The organism is Ilumatobacter fluminis (genome assembly GCF_004364865.1).
In the GTDB taxonomy this organism is placed as follows: domain Bacteria; phylum Actinomycetota; class Acidimicrobiia; order Acidimicrobiales; family Ilumatobacteraceae; genus Ilumatobacter; species Ilumatobacter fluminis.
On record NZ_SOAU01000001.1, the window covers coordinates 659222 to 676981 of the forward strand.

The 17760-nt window shown below is 68.6% G+C and carries 22 protein-coding genes; 10 read left to right on the plus strand and 12 right to left on the minus strand.

All coding sequences use genetic code 11. The features are described 5' to 3' along the window. Positions 1–33 precede the first annotated feature (33 nt). From BDK89_RS02915 to BDK89_RS02945, 7 genes are all read left to right on the plus strand, one after another. On the plus strand, positions 34–1356 hold the full coding sequence (locus tag BDK89_RS02915; RefSeq protein ID WP_133867529.1) for a hypothetical protein: 1323 nt from the start codon (positions 34–36) through the stop codon (positions 1354–1356). Between the two features lie 168 nt (positions 1357–1524). Then, complete coding sequence (locus BDK89_RS02920) at positions 1525–2871, plus strand: hypothetical protein (RefSeq protein WP_133867530.1); 1347 nt, start codon at positions 1525–1527, stop codon at positions 2869–2871. An 84-nt stretch (positions 2872–2955) separates the two neighbouring features. After that, positions 2956–3657 carry a response regulator transcription factor gene (locus tag BDK89_RS02925; protein ID WP_133867531.1) on the plus strand — a complete coding sequence of 234 codons (702 nt, stop codon included), beginning with the start codon at positions 2956–2958 and terminating at the stop codon, positions 3655–3657. After that, positions 3654–4715, plus strand: coding sequence for a sensor histidine kinase (locus tag BDK89_RS02930; RefSeq protein WP_133867532.1), 1062 nt, complete (start codon positions 3654–3656; stop codon positions 4713–4715). The genes BDK89_RS02925 and BDK89_RS02930 overlap by 4 nt, the downstream gene beginning before the upstream one ends. A gap of 267 nt (positions 4716–4982) precedes the next feature. Then, the gene (map, locus tag BDK89_RS02935) at positions 4983–5966 is read left to right on the plus strand and encodes a type I methionyl aminopeptidase (RefSeq protein WP_133867533.1); all 984 of its coding nucleotides are present in this window, start codon (positions 4983–4985) and stop codon (positions 5964–5966) included. 57 nt (positions 5967–6023) lie between these two features. Further along, the gene (locus BDK89_RS02940; RefSeq protein ID WP_133867534.1) at positions 6024–6617 is read left to right on the plus strand and encodes a copper chaperone PCu(A)C; all 594 of its coding nucleotides are present in this window, start codon (positions 6024–6026) and stop codon (positions 6615–6617) included. Beyond that, positions 6614–7105 (plus strand): TlpA family protein disulfide reductase, encoded by a 492-nt coding sequence (locus tag BDK89_RS02945; protein WP_133867535.1) that lies wholly within the window; start codon positions 6614–6616, stop codon positions 7103–7105. Before BDK89_RS02940 ends, BDK89_RS02945 begins: the two co-directional genes overlap by 4 nt. Before the next feature lie 7 nt (positions 7106–7112). Here BDK89_RS02945 and BDK89_RS02950 read toward each other — a convergent pair whose 3' ends face one another. Genes BDK89_RS02950 through BDK89_RS02970 form a run of 5 tightly spaced genes read right to left on the minus strand, consistent with a single transcriptional unit; the run spans position 7113 to position 10096 of the window. Continuing rightward, positions 7113–8126, minus strand: a complete 1014-nt coding sequence (locus BDK89_RS02950; protein ID WP_133867536.1) for a hypothetical protein — start codon at positions 8124–8126, stop codon at positions 7113–7115. Continuing rightward, positions 8123–8530 carry a cupredoxin domain-containing protein gene (locus BDK89_RS02955; RefSeq protein WP_133867537.1) on the minus strand — a complete coding sequence of 136 codons (408 nt, stop codon included), beginning with the start codon at positions 8528–8530 and terminating at the stop codon, positions 8123–8125. The genes BDK89_RS02950 and BDK89_RS02955 overlap by 4 nt, the downstream gene beginning before the upstream one ends. Then, on the minus strand, positions 8527–9129 hold the full coding sequence (locus tag BDK89_RS02960; RefSeq protein WP_133867538.1) for an SCO family protein: 603 nt from the start codon (positions 9127–9129) through the stop codon (positions 8527–8529). The genes BDK89_RS02955 and BDK89_RS02960 overlap by 4 nt, the downstream gene beginning before the upstream one ends. 8 nt (positions 9130–9137) lie before the next feature. Then, the gene (locus BDK89_RS02965; RefSeq protein WP_133867539.1) at positions 9138–9545 is read right to left on the minus strand and encodes a c-type cytochrome; all 408 of its coding nucleotides are present in this window, start codon (positions 9543–9545) and stop codon (positions 9138–9140) included. Then, positions 9545–10096 (minus strand): sigma-70 family RNA polymerase sigma factor, encoded by a 552-nt coding sequence (locus BDK89_RS02970; RefSeq protein ID WP_133867540.1) that lies wholly within the window; start codon positions 10094–10096, stop codon positions 9545–9547. The genes BDK89_RS02965 and BDK89_RS02970 overlap by 1 nt, the downstream gene beginning before the upstream one ends. A 53-nt stretch (positions 10097–10149) precedes the next feature. Here BDK89_RS02970 and BDK89_RS02975 point away from each other — a divergent pair, with 53 nt between their 5' ends. After that, positions 10150–10815 carry a zf-HC2 domain-containing protein gene (locus tag BDK89_RS02975; RefSeq protein WP_166657338.1) on the plus strand — a complete coding sequence of 222 codons (666 nt, stop codon included), beginning with the start codon at positions 10150–10152 and terminating at the stop codon, positions 10813–10815. On the opposite strand, the gene BDK89_RS02980 is transcribed toward BDK89_RS02975, so the two are convergent. Next, a complete protein-coding gene (locus BDK89_RS02980) occupies positions 10757–12175 on the minus strand; it encodes an N-6 DNA methylase (protein ID WP_133867542.1) in 1419 nt (472 codons plus the stop codon). The two genes, BDK89_RS02975 and BDK89_RS02980, sit on opposite strands and share 59 nt — an antisense overlap. Positions 12176–12199: 24 nt before the next feature. Between BDK89_RS02980 and coaA the strand changes: the two genes are divergently transcribed. Continuing rightward, positions 12200–13117, plus strand: a complete 918-nt coding sequence (gene coaA / locus BDK89_RS02985; protein ID WP_133867543.1) for a type I pantothenate kinase — start codon at positions 12200–12202, stop codon at positions 13115–13117. Positions 13118–13194: 77 nt separating this feature from the next. On the opposite strand, the gene BDK89_RS02990 is transcribed toward coaA, so the two are convergent. The 5 genes from BDK89_RS02990 to BDK89_RS03010 are packed head-to-tail and all read right to left on the minus strand — an operon-like array spanning position 13195 to position 15814. Further along, positions 13195–13941, minus strand: coding sequence for a class I SAM-dependent methyltransferase (locus BDK89_RS02990; RefSeq protein ID WP_133867544.1), 747 nt, complete (start codon positions 13939–13941; stop codon positions 13195–13197). Beyond that, entirely contained in the window at positions 13938–14636 is a 699-nt protein-coding gene (locus BDK89_RS02995; RefSeq protein WP_133867545.1) for an HAD family hydrolase, read from the minus strand. Before BDK89_RS02995 ends, BDK89_RS02990 begins: the two co-directional genes overlap by 4 nt. A gap of 26 nt (positions 14637–14662) precedes the next feature. After that, a complete protein-coding gene (locus BDK89_RS03000; protein WP_133867546.1) occupies positions 14663–15031 on the minus strand; it encodes a helix-turn-helix domain-containing protein in 369 nt (122 codons plus the stop codon). Continuing rightward, on the minus strand, positions 15028–15264 hold the full coding sequence (locus BDK89_RS03005) for a hypothetical protein (RefSeq protein ID WP_133867547.1): 237 nt from the start codon (positions 15262–15264) through the stop codon (positions 15028–15030). Before BDK89_RS03005 ends, BDK89_RS03000 begins: the two co-directional genes overlap by 4 nt. 34 nt (positions 15265–15298) lie before the next feature. Further along, positions 15299–15814: an NUDIX hydrolase gene (locus BDK89_RS03010; protein WP_133867548.1), complete on the minus strand. Its 516-nt coding sequence runs from the start codon at positions 15812–15814 to the stop codon at positions 15299–15301. Between the two features lie 55 nt (positions 15815–15869). Between BDK89_RS03010 and BDK89_RS03015 the strand changes: the two genes are divergently transcribed. Further along, positions 15870–17087, plus strand: a complete 1218-nt coding sequence (locus BDK89_RS03015; RefSeq protein WP_133867549.1) for a M20 metallopeptidase family protein — start codon at positions 15870–15872, stop codon at positions 17085–17087. A gap of 33 nt (positions 17088–17120) precedes the next feature. Here the strand turns inward: BDK89_RS03015 and BDK89_RS03020 are convergent, their stop codons facing one another. Then, positions 17121–17729, minus strand: coding sequence for a poly-gamma-glutamate hydrolase family protein (locus tag BDK89_RS03020; RefSeq protein WP_133867550.1), 609 nt, complete (start codon positions 17727–17729; stop codon positions 17121–17123). Positions 17730–17760 lie beyond the last annotated feature (31 nt).

Here is a 17760-nt window from a genome sequence, read left to right on the forward strand (position 1 = left end):
GTTCCAACCAACGGCGAATCAAAGGAGCGGCACATGGGACGATGGCGGAAGATGATCGTGGCGACCACGGTCATGGCAGGAACAGGAGTGGTGCTCGCAGCACCGGTCGAGGCCGGCGGTGGAGGAAACGGGGTGTCGATCGAACTCCTGGTCGACGGCCCCGATGCCGAGTCGGTCCTCGCCGGACTCACCCTCGAGGTCTTCCAGGAGTCGGGCGGCATCGATGTCGCCGGCAACAATTGCGGGGCTCCGTCGACGCCGGTCGTCGAGACGTTCAACGCGGAGACCGAAATCTCGTGCGACGCCTTCGCGTACGGTGACTACGCGCTCGGCCTCGACGGCGTGCCAGAGGGCTGGTCCGTCTCGGCGTACTGTTACGACCTCGGCCAGAGGGAACGGATCGAGAGCGGCACTCCGACGTTCACGATGTCGGTCCAGTCGCCCTACTGGGACTGCGAAATCTATGTCGTGACGCCGATGCTCGCCGTGGACAAGGTGGTCGAGGGCGGCGACGCGTCGGCGTCCGACTTCGAGTTCGAGGTGTACGACGACCAGGGCGTGCTGGTCGACACCGGTGACCCGATCGTCGATCCGTCCGACGACGTGTGCACCGGAAGCTTGACCGAATGCGAGATCATCGCCCTGCCCGCCGGCGAGTACACCCTCGGAGAGGTGCTGCCGTCACACGGCTACGAGGTCGGCTCGGTCGAATGCGACAGCTTCATCGACCTGCGGAGGTACTTCGGAGAGGCGGGCGACGAGCAGCTGGAGATCATCGATGACGAAAGCGCAGCGTTCCGGACCGACGACGGTGATGCGTACTGCACGGTCACGAACGTGTACCGCGAGGGCCAGCTGATCGTGACAGCGTCGGTGAACAACGACGACGGTGGCGTCGCCGGTGTCGAAGACGTGTCGATCGAGGTGTACGAGGCCGACGGTGACACGCCGGTGATCGCGGCCACGGCGTGCGCCGCCGACGGCTCGTGTCTCGACGAGATGCTGCCGATCGGTGACTACGTGATCGGCTACATCGGCCCCGACGGCTACACGCGGGAGATCACCCAGTCGGTGAGCTTGGTCGTCACCGAGAAGGTCACCGACGACGCCGACGCGGCATTCACGGCGGCGTTCGGTGAGGTGGTCGAGATCGAGGTGGCGATCGACGATCCGGCTCCGGAGCCGACCACCACCACGACGGAGCCGGCGACGACGACGACGGCGTTCGATGCGGGGGCGGGCACGTTGCCCCCGACGGGTGCCTCGTCGGAGACGAACACGACGATCGCCGTGCTGGCGTTCGCTCTGATCGCGGCGGGTCTCGCCCTGGTCGGCGTCCGCCGACGCACCGCCTGACGAACGACCCACACGGGGCCGGCGACACGTCGCCGGCCCCGTTTCGTCGGTTTCGGGCTCGACACTCCCGCGCCGATCTCGGTTCGTGAAGACCGCCCGAAGATCGCCCGAGGGCCGATCCGTAGCGTCATCGGGGTTCCAACCGAATGGCGAAACAAGGAGAGCGGGATGATGGGACGGATCAAGCGGATGATGGTGGCGACGGCGGTCGCTGCCTCTGGCGGGCTGGCGCTGGCCGCGCCGGCCGATGCACAAGAGCCCAATGACGTCTGGGTCGAGGTCGTCCTCTCGGGCGTCGACGCGCCCACCGTGCGCGACGGCATCGTCGTCGAGTTCTACGAGACGGCCGGCGGCACCATGGTGACGCCGACCTGTGACGAGTACGACTACGACGGTTCGACCCGATTTGTCGCCCAGCACAACGTCGGCTGCGATCTCCCCGGCCAGCCGGGCGGCACCTACGCACTGGGGTTGAGCGGCGTGCCCGAGGGCTGGTCGGTGTACGTCGAGTGTTACGACGGAGGCGACATCACCGAGCGGCTCGACGACCCGGGCGCCGAGTTCGCGACCGGCGGCAATTATCCCGCTCAGTGCACGGTGGCTCTCCGGCAGGGGATCGTGATCCTCGACAAGACGGTCGTCGGGACCGACACGCCCGCTCCGGCGAGCGACTTCACCCTCGAGGTGTTCGCGGACGGCGCCCAGGTCGCGACCGCGGTCGACCCGTCGGACGCGACCTGCGAGGGGTGGGACGACGCCGACGCGGGCACCGATTGTGCGGTGATCGGCGTCGAACCGGGGGTCATCACACTGGGCGAACTCCCGGTGACCGGGTACGAGCTGGCGGCGCTCGACTGCGAGGGCATCGACCCGTTCGACTACGAAGAGGACGATCGCGAGGCGTTCGACGACGAGAGCGCCACGTACGACCTGCTCGAGAGCGATCTCTACTGCACCATCACCAACACGTATGCGGAGGGGCAGTTGATCGTGACGGCCTCGGTGAACAACGACGACGGCGGCACCGCCGGCGTCGAGGACGTGTCGATCGAGGTGTACGAGGACGGTGTCGACGCCCCGGTCATCGCAGCGACAGCGTGCGCGGCCGACGGCTCCTGCCTCGACGAGATGCTGCCGATCGGCGACTACGTGATCGGCTACACGGGCCCCGATGGCTATACCCGTGAGATCACCCAGTCGGTGACGGCACCGAGCACCACGACCACGTCGTTGCCGGTCATCCAGGAGGCGATGGTGACCGACGATCCGGACGCCGAGTTCACGATCGAGAACGGCGGCCTCGTCGAGATCGAGGTGGCGATCGACGATCCGGCTCCGGAGCCGACCACGACCACGACGGAGCCGGCGACGACGACGACGGCGTTCGATGCGGGGGCGGGCACGTTGCCCCCGACGGGTGCCTCGTCGGAGACGAACACGACGATCGCCGTGCTGGCGTTCGCTCTGATCGCGGCGGGGCTCGCCTTGGTCGGCGTCCGCCGACGCACCGCCTGATCGACGCTCCGACCCAACGGAACGTTTCCGAAACAGCGTGGCCCCGGGTTGCCCGGGGCCACGCCGTCGGACAAGCTCACTGCCATGAGTGAGTCCGTCTCCGGCACCGCAGTGCTCGTCGTCGACGACGAGCCGACCGTGCGTGAGGTCGTCGCGACCTACCTGCGGCGTGACGGGCACGCCGTCACCGAGGCCGGCGACGGCACGACGGCGATCGACCTCGTGCAGCGGGAACGCTTCGATCTCGTGGTGCTCGACATGATGCTGCCCGGCGTCAACGGACTCGACATCCTGCGCCGCATCCGCCAGATGGGCGACATGCCCGTCATCATGCTGACCGCCCGGGCAGAGGAGAGCGACCGTGTCGCCGGCCTCGAGCTCGGCGCCGACGACTACGTGGTGAAGCCGTTCTCGCCCCGCGAACTGGCGGCGCGCGTCAACGGCGTGCTGCGCCGGGCGGCGCCCAAGGTCGCCACCGACGCAGCCCGGCTCGACTTCGGGCCGCTCGTCGTCGACCAGCGAGCCCGCGAGGTCACCCTCGACGGCGAACTCGTCGACTTCACGCCGAAGGAGTTCGACGTGCTCGCGCACCTGGCCGCGTCGCCTCGCGAGGTGTTCTCCCGAGCCGACCTGTTGCGTGACGTGTGGCAGTCGTCGCCCGACTGGCAAGACCCGGCCACGGTCACCGTGCACGTCCGTCGCATCCGGAACAAGATCGAGGCCGACCCCGAGAACCCCCGCTGGATCACCACGGTGTGGGGCGTCGGCTACCGGTTCGAGCCATGACCGACGCCACCCGCAACCGGTGGGGACTCAATCGACTGGGTCGTCGCTTCATGTGGGCCTCGATGGGCGTGCTTGCCGTCGCCGTGATCATGATCCTGATCGCCGCCCAACAGATGTTCATCAACGATCAGGATCTCGGCACCCTGCTGTGGATCATGCTGCCCGCTGCGGTGGCGGCGGCACTCGCCGCCTGGATCCTCTCGGCGCCGATCGCACGCGACGCCCACCGTCTGAGCGAGGCGGCCCGCCGCGTCGCCGCCGGCGACCTGAACGTCCGCACCGGCGTCGCCCGCAACGACGAGCTGGGCGACGCAGCGCTCGAGTTCGACCGCATGACCGAACGCCTCGACGCGGTCGAGAAGGAACGGGCGCTCATGCTGTCGTCGATCTCGCACGACCTGCGGACCCCGCTGGCCGCGTTGCGGGTGTCGGTGGAGGCGATCCGCGACGGCCTCGCCGACGATCCCGACGCCTACCTGAAGGGGATGGAGCATCAGGTCGAGGCGCTCGCCGTGCTCGTCGACGACCTCGGCCTGCACACCAGGCTCGCGAGCGGCACCCTCGAGATGCGCCGAAGCCGGCTCGACCTCGCCGAACTGGCCGACGAAGCCGTCGACTCGATGCGTCCGCTCGCGGCCCGTGAGAGCGTGACGTTGCGCTTCGAGGCGACGTCGGGCGCCCCGGTCGACGGTGAGCCGGCACAGCTGGCTCGGGTGCTGCGCAACCTGATCGAGAACGCGATCCGACACTCGCCGGAGGGGTCGACGGTCGCCGTCGACGTCCACCAGGACGGCGACGACGTCATCGCCCGGGTCGCCGACGGTGGTCCCGGGTTCGCGCCGCACGTCCGCGACGTCGCGTTCGAGGCGTTCACCCGGGGTGACGAGGCGCGCGACGTCCGAACGGGCACCGCTGGGCTCGGACTGGCGATCGCCCGCGGCATCGTCGAGGCCCACGACGGTCGGATCGGGATCGGAGACGGCCCCGGAGGTGTCGTCTGGTTCATGATCCCGGGTGCACCTCCCCGGGACCCACAGATAACGCCTGCAGGGTCCTGACCCGAACCAGGTCTCAGCCTCCGCTCAGTCGGTGGCTTGCGGTCGCAAACATCCGGTCGTACGCTCGCCCGACAAGCGAGTCGCTCCGGTGACTCGACTCGGTGGTCTTGCCGTTCCGCTGTGGCGAGGCCGACACCGACGGGGTACATGCGGTGTGTGGGCGAATCCGCCGTCGTCCACACACCCCCCGTCCTGGAAGCGCTCCCGGCCCCGCTCGATGCAACGCCGTCGGGCCGCCGCCGGACCGCCCGTAGACTCGTTGCCACCATGCGTGCCGTTTCTCAGCCCCCGTCCGTGCTCCCGCAGGCGAACGATCCGTGTTGGTGCGGGAGCGGGCGCAAGTACAAGCGCTGCCACAAGAAGCTCGAGGGTCGCGTGCTGCCCGGCGAGGTGTCGCCCATGCGCACCGTGCCCGACGGCATCGAGCGGCCGAACTGGGCCGAGACCGGCGAACCCGTCTACTGGGACGAACCACGCATCAAGTCGCCCGAGGTCATCGAACGCATGCGCCACGCCGGCAAGGTGGCGGCCGAGATCTTGCGGCTCACCGGCGAGTACATGCAGGTCGGGATGACCACCGACGAGGTCGACGCCTACGCCCACGACCTGTACATCGAGCGTGGCGCCTACCCGAGCACCCTGAACTACAACCACTTCCCGAAGAGCCTGTGCAGCTCGGCGAACGAGGTCATCTGCCACGGCATCCCCGACTCCCGGGTGATCCAGGACGGCGACATCATGAACCTCGACGTCACCGCCTACATCGGTGGTGTCCACGGCGACACCAACGCCACGTTCTTCATGGGCGACGTCGACCCGCAGAGCCGCGACCTCGTCCGGGTCACCGAGGAGGCGACCTGGAAGGGCATCGAGGCCATCGTCCCCGGTCGACCGATCAGCGACATCGGACGGGCGATCGAAGACCATGCGAAGGCGCACAAGATGGGCGTCGTCAAGGCGTTCATCGGGCATGGCATCGGTGAGCAGTTCCACACCGACATCCAGGTGCTGCACTACTACGACTCGCGCAACTCGATGATCATGCGGCCGGGCATGACGTTCACGGTCGAGCCGATGATCACCCTCGGCACGTGGCAGCACAAGATGTGGGACGACGACTGGACCGCGGTCACCGCCGACGGCAAGCGCACCGCCCAGTTCGAGCACACCTGCCTCGTCACCGACGACGGCGTCGAGGTGCTCACCGGGGGCGAGGGTGCCGCCTCGCCGACGGCCCCCTGGAACCGGTGATCGATTCGTCGGGATCCTCGGGAACTATCGTCCCCCGGCCGACGACCAGGAACGCATATGAAGCGTGAACTGACCATTCTTTCTGCTGCCGCGCTCGTGCTCGCTGCCTGTGGTGGCGACGACGAGGCCGTCGAGATCGACAACGCCTGGGCGCGTACCTCGCCCATGGCGACCACCCTCGGTGCGGCGTACTTCGACATCACCGCCGCCGACGACGACGTGCTCGTCGCTGCGTCGGTGTCGAGCGATGTCGCCGGCGAGGCCCAGATCCACGAGATCGTCGAAGCCGAGATGGACATGGACGACATGGACGACATGGACGACATGGACGACATGGACGACATGGACGACGGCGAGATGTCCGACATGGACGACGGCGAGATGTCCGACATGGACGACATGGAGGACGGCGACCACGAGATGGACATGGGCGACGGCGACATGGCCATGGTCATGCAGGAGATGGCCGACGGCCTGCCCCTGCCCGCCGACGAGACCGTGTCGCTCGAGCCGGGCGGCTACCACGTGATGCTCCTCGACCTCGTCGAGCCGCTCGAGACCGGCGACGAGTTCGAGCTGACCCTCGACTTCGAGAACGCCGACGACGTGACCGTCACCGTCACCGTCGCCGAAACGGCGCCCGAGTCGTGATCGCACGGCGTGCGACGGCGGCGTTGGCCGCGTGCCTCGCCGTCGTCGCCGTCGGCTGTTCCGGCGGCGACGACGACTCGTCGTTGCCCGATGTCGAGCTGGTGTCGCTCGACGGGACCGAGACGACGAGCCTGGCCGACATCGAGGGCCCGGCCGTCATCAACCTGTGGGCGACCTGGTGCGCCCCCTGCCGTCGGGAGATCCCGGCGTTCGAGCAGGTCCACCAGGAACGTATCGACGAGGTCCGTTTCGTCGGCATCAACGTCGGCGAGGATGCCGACGTCGCCGCCGAGTACCTCGCCGAGGTGGGCGCCACCTACGACCAGTACGCCGACTCGGAGGGCTACGTGGTCACCGAGCTCGACACGACGGCCATGCCCGTCACGATCGTGATCGACGCGAACGGCGACATCACCGAACGCCGCCTCGGCCCGATGGACGAGGACGACCTCGACGAGGCCATCGACGAGGCGCTCGCCTCGTCCTGACACCCGATCAGCCGGGGACGCGCTCGGGGTCGTCGCTCGGCGACGCGGCGTCGACGATCGCTCGCCCGGCTGCGACGATCACGAAGACCGAACCGACGAGCACCATCATCGACACGACCCGATCGACGTCGGCGGGCAGGTCGGTCGGCAGGTACGCGGCCGTCGCGTGGCCGCGACGTGGCCAGGCCCAGATCAGCAGCTGGACGCCCGCCAGCGCGAGCAGGCCGCTCTCGATCCAGATGGACCGTCGGTAGATCGCGATCACGGCGATCGAGCATCCCAGCGCCACCACCGGGTACAGCCACCAGCCGGTCTCCGGGCCCGTCGAAGCGGGGAGCGACGTGTACTGGGCGACCCCCGCCGCCAACGCAGCGATCGCGAGCACCATCGCCACGAGTGTGCTCGACGCCCGCCCCAACGTCAGCCCGGCCAGCCCGATCACGGCGCCGAGCAGCGCACCGACCAAGGCCGGAACCGGTGACGCCGACTCCTGCAGCGTGATCTCGACGGTCACGATCGTCTCGACGCCGTCGACGACGAGCACGATCTCGTCGAGTGGGAGCGACTCGCCGGGATCGAGACCGACGAGGGGTTCGTCGGACATCCAGTGGGCGCGATGATCGTGCCAGGCGTACGTGCCGTCGTCGGCGACCCGCTCCCACTCCGGCTCTGCGGTGGTGTCGACCACGTCGGGGATGTCGTCGGTGCCGTAGCGGTTCTCGTTGTAGTACGTCGCGTACGAGCGGATGTTCCGTTCGACCGCACCGTCGGCTCCGAATCGCAAGTACGGCTCCTGATCGGGGAGGTAACCGAGCACGACGACCTCGTGGCCAGGAGCGACCGAGAGCTCGATGAAGGCGTCGCCGCCGATCACCGCCAGTTCGATGGCGTCGGACGCCGGCGACACGTCGACGATCTCGGTCACGTAGTCGGTCGGTCCGGCGGCATCGGCATGAACCGCCGACGGTGCCGCGACGACTGCGAGCAGGCCGATGACGAGCGCGCCGACGGCGCGGATCACGCCTCGACGACCCGCAGGGTGAACGAGCCGCTCGGATGCACGCTGCACTCGCCGCTGAGCTCGCCCGGGGTGTCGAAACGCTGGGTGAGGGTCTCACCTGCGCCGACGTAGAACACGCCGACGACGTGTCCGACGTCGTCGTCGTTGACGATCCGGATCGATTCACCCGTCTCCATCACGAGTTCCTGCGGGACGATCTCGACCTCTTCACCGGCCTCGATGCGGTCGGCGGTGCCGGCGGGGATCAGGAAGTCCTCGGCGAACTGTGAATCGTCGTCGACGTCGGACACGGCGACCGTGCCGGCGCCGCCGTCGTCGCCGGCCATGCTGCCGAGGAGGAACCCGCCGACGATCACGACGGGGATCAGCAGCAGGACTGCCACCAGGCGGGCTCGCGAACTCATGCCGAGTACCCGTCGAGGAGGATCTCGAGGTCGTTCTTCAGCTCGTCGATCTCGACGCCGAACTGCCAGGTCAGCACCAGCTTGCCCTCGTCGTCGACGACGTACAGTGCCGTCGAGTGGGCGACCTCGATCTCGCCCTCGTCGTTGGTCTGCACGTTGTAGGTCGCACCGAACGGTGCAGCCGCGGTGGCGAGCGCCGCGGCATCGGTGGTGCCGAGGGCGATCCCGTCCTCGAAGAAGCCGCCGACGTACTCGGGGAGGATCTCGAGGTCGCGATCGGGGTCGACCGTCACCATGGCGACGTCGACCCGGTCGGCTTCGTCCTCGTCCATCCGGCGGAGCGCCAGTCGCAGATCGGACATCGTCGTCGGACAGAAGTCGGGGCAGTGCGTGTACCCGAAGTAGATCGCCAAGAGCTCGCCCTCGTCGGCCCGCAACGCCACCTCGTCGCCGGTCTCGATGTCGGGAAGGGTGATCTCGCTCACATCGGGGGCCGGATCGCGTTGGTAGCCGGTCAGTGTCGCTTCCTCGTCGCCGCCGCACGCGGCCAACACGACGACGGAGGTCGCAGCGAGGGCGAGCGGTCGGCGGAACGTCATGCGTCGGTTCACGAGTTGTCCTCGGAGCTCGGGCCGATCTCGCGGATGTAGTCGATGATCTCGGCGATCTCGGCATCGGTCAGGTTGTTGGGTGGCATCGGCACGCGGTATCCGGCATGGATCTGGGCGCCCGGATCGCTGATCGAGGTGTAGAGGTAGTCGTCGTCGGCGACCACGGTGGTGCCGTCGTCCAGCTCGACCTCGGTGCCGTAGAGGCCCTGGAAGGTCGGGCCGACGCCGCCCTGGCCGTTCGCGCCGTGACAGGACGAGCAGCCGTTGGTGCGCATCGTGTTCCGGCCGGCCTCACCGGCGGCCGACAGGGCAGGGCCATCGCCGTCGCTGCCACAGGCGGCGACGGTGAGAGTGACAACGGGCAACAGCAGGGCGGCGCGCCAGGCGCGTCGGGGAGTGGACATCAGGTTCCAGGTCGTTCGGCGGTGGGTGGGAGTTCCCGGGTCTGCGCCATTGTGTCGAGCAGTTGCTCGCGTGCACGGGCGACCCGTGACCGGATCGTACCGATCGGCACGCCGAGCATTTCCGCGGCTTCGTCGTACTGGAACCCGCTCAGCTGCGTCAGGACGAACGCGGCGCGGCGGTCGTCGTCGAGCAGCGCGAGCAGTTCGTCGATCTCGGGCTGCTCGTCGTTCGGCCTCGTGACACCCTCGTCGGGCCATGCGGCGACGCGCTGGTCGAGGCGCCGGCGGCGGGATCGACGGCGGGTGGCGTCGGCGCACGTGCGGCGGGCGATCGTGAGCAGCCAGTGGCGGGCCGGGCCCGTGGCGCGGTACCGGTGCAGCGACGCCACGGCGCGCTGATACGTCTCCTGGGCGAGATCGTCGGCGTTGTCACGGTCGCCGAGATAGCGACACAGGTCGAGCACGTCGCGGTGGGTCTCGGCCACGAACCGCTCGAGCGCGCCACGGTCGCCCGCCTGCGCGTCGAGGAGCAGTTTCGTCAGCCGATCCATGAAACAAGTCTGCCGTGGGAACCAAATCATCCCTAGGGTCGACCGTCACCTTTGTGGAGCGCACCGATCTGTCCGCCGTCGACCCGTGCTCGGCGTTCCGCGAGTTGGCGTCGGCGTCGCTCGACGACGAGCTGACCGCTGCCGAGCAGGATCGACTCGACCAGCATCTCGAGACGTGTGCGGGGTGTCGGAGCTTCGTCGATCGATCCGCCGGCCTCAATCGTCGGCTCCGTGTGCACGCCTCGACGCCCGACCCGGTCTTCGTCGCGACGGTGATGGCCGACGCCCGCCCGGCACGACTCGGGCGTGGGGGATGGGCGCGGCCGGTGTTGGCGTGGTGCGCGCTGGTCATCTTCGTGCAGAGCATCGGACCGCTGGTGTTCGGGTCGGCCGATGGCGCATCCGAACATCTCGCCCGACACCTCGGCGCCTCGGGGCTCGCACTCGCCGTCGGTCTGGCCTACGTCGCCTGGCGACCGCACCGGGCCTACGGCCTGCTGCCGTTCGTCGGTGCCCTGTTCGCCGCCACGGTCGTCGCCATGGTCGCCGACATGCTCGCCGGCCACCGGACCGCCTTCGCGGAGGCGACCCACGTCGCCGAACTGATCGGCATCATCGTGCTGTGGATCGTCGCCGGCTCACCCGGATGGGACGAATTCGTCAGTCACCTGCCGCATCGCCGCTCGCGGCGTTCGGGAGCCCTGGGGCCCACCAAGTGAGCAGGGCGCTCGCGGTGGCGTCGTCGCAGCCGTAGGCGTCGAGGACCAGTCGACCGGCCGCCACGATGTCGCCTCGTCGGCACGCGTCGACGGCGTCGGACAGGTCGCCGGCCGGCCACGGCACGTCGGCGAGGACACCGGGCGACACACGGACCGCCTTCGTCGAGAGCCCGGTGCCGCCACCGAGATGCCAGCACATCGCGGAGGCGATCGGGCTGCACAGGATCGCCTCGATGTCGAACACCGTTCGTCGGACCTCGTCGGGGTCGGTGCTCGTCGGGATGATCGTGGTGACGGGGACGCCGGGAACCCATGCCCCGTCGACGTCGGCGACGGCCTCGACGATCTTGGTCTGGTTGGCGACCAGGACCTTCGGCACCAGCTTGCGTTCGGCCCAGGCGACGAACCGACCTTCGAGCTTCGACAGGTCGACCCGCGGACGTTGGAAGAACTGCTTGTTGAACTTGATCCGGCGCTCACCCCACGAGCAGTGCGCCGGGTCGATCAAGCCGCTCGTCACGAGCGGCGGGCCGTCGATGTCTTCGCCCACGGCCGGCACCAGGGCGTAGTACTCGTCGCGGAAGTTGGCGTTCAGGTCGGCCCGGTCCCCGATGGTGCCCTGCGTCGTCAGAGTGGCCGGATCGATGTGAGGGATGCCCAGCACGTCGGTGACGATCCGAGTCCACGCCATCGGTGCCGAACGACCGGCGGCCGGTCGGCGGAGCCCGACGACGCACACGTTCACCGCCGCGTCGAACCACTCCTGTTCGGTCGACCACCACGACCACACCAGGTCGGCCTGCTCGTCGACCCGCGCCCGGATCGGGCCGGCGTCGCGCGAGGCCAGGATCGATTGGGGGAGGACCAGCGACACCCGGCCGTGGTCGGGATCGGCGAGCGCGACCGCCAGGGCGAGGAACTCGGCGGCGGCGTCGGCGTACGGGCCACCGCCGTGCTTGCTCGAGCCGCCTCGCGAGGTCGACGCCGCCATCTGTGACAGGTATGGCGGGTTGCCGATGACGATGTCGAAGCGTTCGTCGCCCCAGTCGTGTTCGAGCGCGTTGGCATGGAACGTCCGGGTTCGCGGATGTGACACGGACGCCAGCGCGTCCGCGTCGAGATCGCAGCCGACGGCATCGACCGAGTAGCCGCGCATGTGCAGTTCGACCCTCACCCGTTCGAGCAGACGACCGTCTCCGCACGCCGGATCGAGCACCCGGACCGGTCGGGTGGGGAGCCACGCAGCCCAGTCGCCGGCGGCGTCGATGTCGGCGAAGGTCCGTTCGACCAACAGGTCGACGAGGTCGGGCGGGGTGTAGTACTGCCCGAGCTTCTTGCGCGCTGGTTGCGATCGGGGCATCGCACCAGCGTACGGTGAAGACTCGTGTCCGACCGGTACCTCACGTTCTCTCGCGACGACTGGGCCGAGCTGCGCGCCGCGACACCGTTGACGCTCCGAGAACACGACCTCGAGGCGTTGCAAGGCATCAACGAGCGGATCGACCTCGACGAGGTCGCTGCGATCTACCTGCCGCTCAGCCGACTGCTCAACCTGTACGTGAGTGCCACGCAAGACCTCCAGCGCGTCTCGTCGACCTTCCTCGGGTCGATCGCCCCGAAGGTGCCGTACGTGATCGGCGTCGCCGGTTCGGTCGCCGTCGGCAAGTCGACCTTCGCGCGCATCCTGCAAGCGCTGCTCGGCCGTTGGCCCGACCACCCGCAGGTCGACCTGATCACGACCGACGGGTTCCTCTACCCGAACGCCGTGTTGAACGAGCGCGGGATCATGGACCGCAAGGGCTTCCCCGAGAGCTACGACACCCGTTCGCTGCTTGCGTTCCTCCGTGCGGTGAAGAGCGGCGAGGCCGAGGTGTCGGCGCCGGTGTACGACCACACCGCCTACGACATCCTCGACGGGGTCGAGGCGACGGTTCGGCAACCCGACATCGTCATCGTGGAGGGGCTCAATGTGCTGCAGGTCGCACGCGAGGGCGTCGAGTTCGTCAGTGACTACTTCGACTTCTCGATCTACGTCGACGCCGACGTGCAGCACATCGAGGAGTGGTACGTCGATCGCTTCTTCACCCTCCGCGAATCGGTGTTCCAGAACCCCGACAGCTACTTCAACAACTTCGCGGCGCTCGGCGACGAGCAGGCGAACGAGACCGCTCGTCACATCTGGCGCACCATCAACGGCAAGAACCTGGTCGAGAACATCGAGCCGACCCGCGAACGCGCCAGCCTCATCCTGCGCAAAGAGTCCGACCACCGCATCAGCCAGGTCCAACTCCGCAAGCTCTGACCCGTCGGATGATGTCAGACATCATCCGACAGGCGTCGGTGGGTGTCCGCTCGCACTTGGTCGGATGATGTCTGACATCATCCGACGGGCCCCATCTGGGCCCCGACCAGGAGGATCATCGGGCGGTCGAGTTCGGGGGTCCACTCGGGATGGTCCTCGAGGTCGGCGGCGCTCGGTCCCCATTCGACGAGGTCGGTGACGGTGAAGCCGGCGCCTGACAGGAGCCGGAAGTAGGTGTCGATCTTGCGGTGGTACTTCACGACCCCGCTCGCGCCGAGCCACTCCGTGCGCCGTTCGCCCTCGACGTGGTACCGGCTGACCGGCCACTCGCTGAACCCGTCTCCCTTCACGAAGCGGGGTTCGGCCGGCGCCAGGTAGATCGGGTGCTCGCACGAGAAGACGAACCGGCCGCCGGGTCGGATCGACGACGCGAGACGCTCGAGCACGGCGTCGAGGCGGGTGAGGTAGTGCAGCGTCAGCGAGCTGACGACGACGTCGAACGAACCCGTTGGCTCGAACGCGTCGACGTCGGCCAGGACGTACTCGATGCGGCCACCGTCGTCGAACTCACGGGCGCGCGAGAGCATCTTCTCCGACACGTCGACGGCGACCACCTCGGCAGCTCCGGCCGTCTCCGCCCAGCGTGCGATCCAGCCGTAGCCGCAACCGAGGTCGAGCACCCTCATTCCGTCGAGCGATGCCGGCAACATCGCCCGCATCGTCGGCCACTCCGGCGCTCCGTCGAGGCCGATCTGCTGCCGCAACAGCCCGCTGTAGGCCGCGAAGAACTCGTCGTCGTCGTAGATGTTCTGCGCCGGGCTCATTTGGCGAGCCAGGCGGGGACGTCGGTGATCGACTCGAGTTCGGTGAAGCCGCCGTCGTGGTCGTCGACGACCTCGTGGCCCCACGTGATGTGGTACGGCACATGGATGCCCGCGCCGCCGACCTCGACGACGGGCAGGACATCGGAGCGAACGGAGTTGCCGACGAACGCGAACCGGGCCGGCTCGATGTGCCACTCGGCGAGGATGCGGCGGTATGTGTCGGCGTCCTTGTCGAGCACGACCTCGATGTGTTCGAAGTGATGATCGAGTCCAGAGGTGCGCACCTTCCGGAGCTGGTGGACCAGATCGCCCTTCGTGATGAGGACCAGGCGATGGGTTCGTCCCACGGCGGCCAGGGTCTCGGGAACGCCGGGCAGGAGCTCGACCGGCTGCATGAGCATGTCGTGCGCGTGATCGACGATCTGACCGAGCACCTTCGACGGAACGGCACCGCTCGTCGCGGTGACGGCGGCCTGCACCATCGACAGGGCGAACGCCTTCACGCCGTAGCCCGAGATCGACACGTTGTCGAGTTCGATGGCCTCGAGCGAGCGCATCACGTCGACACCGTCGGGGGCGTACGGCGAGACCAGCTCGACGTACAGCTGCTCCGCCTCGCGGAAGCTGTCTTCCGACTTCCAGAGGGTGTCGTCGGCGTCGAAGCCGACGACGTCGTAGTGGTCGCCGCGTGCCATTCGAGGCACCGTACCGGGCCAGGCGGTCAGCGGTGGATGGCGTTCAGGTAGTTGTAGACCGTGATGCGGCTGACGCCCATCGCGTCGGCGACGTCCTCGACCGCACGGCGAAGGATGAATGCGCCCCGCTCGTCGAGGAGCCGCACCGCCTTCTGCTTGTCTTCGCGCGACAGGCGGGGGAGCGAGTCGCCGAGTTCGGCCTCGACCGCCTCGATCAGACGATCGAGCGCGCCGTGGAGCGGCGGCATGCGGACGGCGCCGACCACTTCGCCCTCCCAGATCAGCGGGACGTCGGACCCTTCGACGTCGTCCGCGGGCACCAGCGTGGCCCCGACCGCGTCGACCACGGGCCGCACGGCGGCGACCAGCGGATGGGGTTGCTGCCGCCCGCTCATTCGTCGACCGCCACGATGTCGATGTTGATGTGGGTCGCACCGTGCGCGACGGCGATTCGGGAGATCGCAGCGACGACGTCGCCGACCCGGTCGCTCGCCACGGTGCACGACGACCCGAACGGCCCGACGTCGACGTCGAAGCCCAGCGAGCGGAGTGCGTCGACGGGCGCGGTCACGTGATCGCCCGGTGCCGCCTCGACGAACGGCTCGATCGTGAACTCCACACGCTGCACGGCGGTACATCGTAGGCGGCACGTCGCACGGCCGTCACACGTGGCCCCGGCCGTCGAAGGCTGGCACGTGCGGCAGGAGCAGGGCGAGGCTCCCCGGGAGGAACGGGACCGACGACCGGAGCGTCGCGAACTCGTCCGGATCGACCGCTCGGATCTCGACGACCTCGCCGTCGACCGGACGGAACGGACCGTCGGACACCGCCCGGTAGACCCAGCAGATCTCCCGCGCGTGCTCGTCGTCGTGACGTCCGACGCCGACGAACACCGGCTCGGCGTCGACGCCGAGCTCCTCGGCCAGCTCGCGTCGAGCCGCGACCGAACGGTCCTCGCCCGCTGTGACGACGCCACCGGCTCCGATGTCCCACCAGCCGGGGAACAGATCCTTGTCGTCGGCCCGTCGCTGCACGACGAGTCGACCCCCGGACGTGGTCACGATGATCGCCACCGAGCGGTGGAGCAGGTTGTCGGCGCGCATGGTCGAACGTGGGACGACGTCGATGACACGGTCGTCGTCGTCGACCCACTCGACGGGTTCGTCAGCGGCTGCCATCGCGCCACGGTACGCCGGGGAGACAGCCCCCGGGCGCCGCGCGTACAGTCACGACATGAGTCTCGACACGCTGCGCGACGAAGCGCTCGATCTGCAGGACGACACGATCGCGTTGCGGCGCCGCATCCACGAACGTCCGGAGCTCGGCAACGACCTGCCGATCACCCGCGACGCCGTGCTCGAATCGCTCGAGGGTCTGCCGCTCGACATCACGCTCCACGAGTCGACGTCGGGAGTCGCTGCGCTCCTGACCGGTGGCCGCCCCGGCCCGACGGTGCTCCTGCGCGGCGACATGGACGCCCTGCCGCTCGAGGAGGCGACCGGCCTCGACTTCACGTCGAAGACCGACGGTCAGATGCACGCCTGCGGACACGACACCCACACGGCGATGCTGTCGTCGGCGGCCAAGCTGCTGTCGGCCCACCAGGACGAGATCGCCGGCCGCGTGCTGTTCATGTTCCAGCCCGGCGAAGAAGGGCACCACGGCGCCAAGTACATGCTCGAAGAAGGCCTGCTCGACGTGCCGCCGCTGGCCGACGGCACCGAATCGCCGGTGACCGGGGCCTTCGCGCTCCACATCACGTCCACCATCCCGACGGGCATGGTCGCGACGCGTGGCGGCGCCTGCATGGCCTCGGCCGACCAGTTCATGATCCGGGTGCACGGCGAGGGCGGTCACGCGAGCGAACCGTTCCGCACGATCGACCCGGTTCCGATCGCCTGCGAGATCGTCCAGGCGTTGCAGCTGATGGTCACCCGACGGATCGACGTGTTCGATCCCGCCGTCGTCACCGTCGGCCGCATCCAGGCGGGGACGACGAACAACATCATCCCGCACGTCGCCGAGATCGAGGGCACCATCCGAACCGTCAGCGAGGCGACCCGGGCGAAGGTGCACGACCACCTGCGCCGCGTCGCGAGCAAGATCGCCGAGGCACACGGCGCGACCGCCGAACCCGAGATCATCCTCGGCTACCCGGTCACGTCGAACCACGACCAGTTCGCCGACTTCACGCTCGACACGGCGCGCGACGTGCTGGGCGGCCACAACGTGCACCGGCTGCCGAACCCGATCATGGGCGCGGAGGACTTCTCGTACGTGCTCAACGAGATCCCCGGCACGATGATGTTCCTCGGCGGTACGTCACCCGAGCGCGACGTGCGTTCGGCCCCCGCCAACCACTCGAACCTGGTGGTGTTCGACGAGGACGCGATGCCGACCGGCGTCGAGCTCTACGCCCAGATGGCGCTGCGCCATCTCGGAGCCGAGTAGCGACTCCGTCGATTCGACCGGTCAGTCCAGGGGTCAGTCGAGCGGCCAATCCTCGACAGCGGTCACCAACCCGTCGATCAGGGATCGGGTGTGCGGCACGATCGGCTCGTGCCAGTCCCACCAGAGCGGGCTCGACCCGCGCACTCGCGGTGGGAGCTCGATCTGGACGCCGCCTCCACGCGGCGCGTTGACCGGGTTCTTCGGGTGCACGCCGCGCAGCTCGGTCGGGATGCGATCGAGGTCGTCGACGATCTCGTATGCGGGTAGTGCGCGACGCAGATGGTCGGCGACGTGGGTCGCGAGCGGCCGGTTCCGTCCGCCCAGGAGCAGTGAGGTGAACAGCCCGCGTCGGCCGTAGCCGTGCACGGTGACGACCACGTCGACGTGCTCGACGAAGGCCGCGAGACGATCCGACTGATCGGGCGTGACGCGGATCGACGGGAGATGCGTCGTCCAGCCGGGCGGGTGGACGACGCCGTAATACGAGGCACCGGATCGCTCGGCGGCCTCGCGAGCAATCACGTCGGTCATCGCCTCCAGACCGCCGCCGTGGTAGGCCATCACGCCGAACCGGCTGCGGAGTTCGCATTCCTCGGTCACGTCGGGTGTGGCGAGCACCTCGGCGAAACTCGGCTGCGTCATCCCTCCATGGTCGCACGGACCTCGCGTTAGA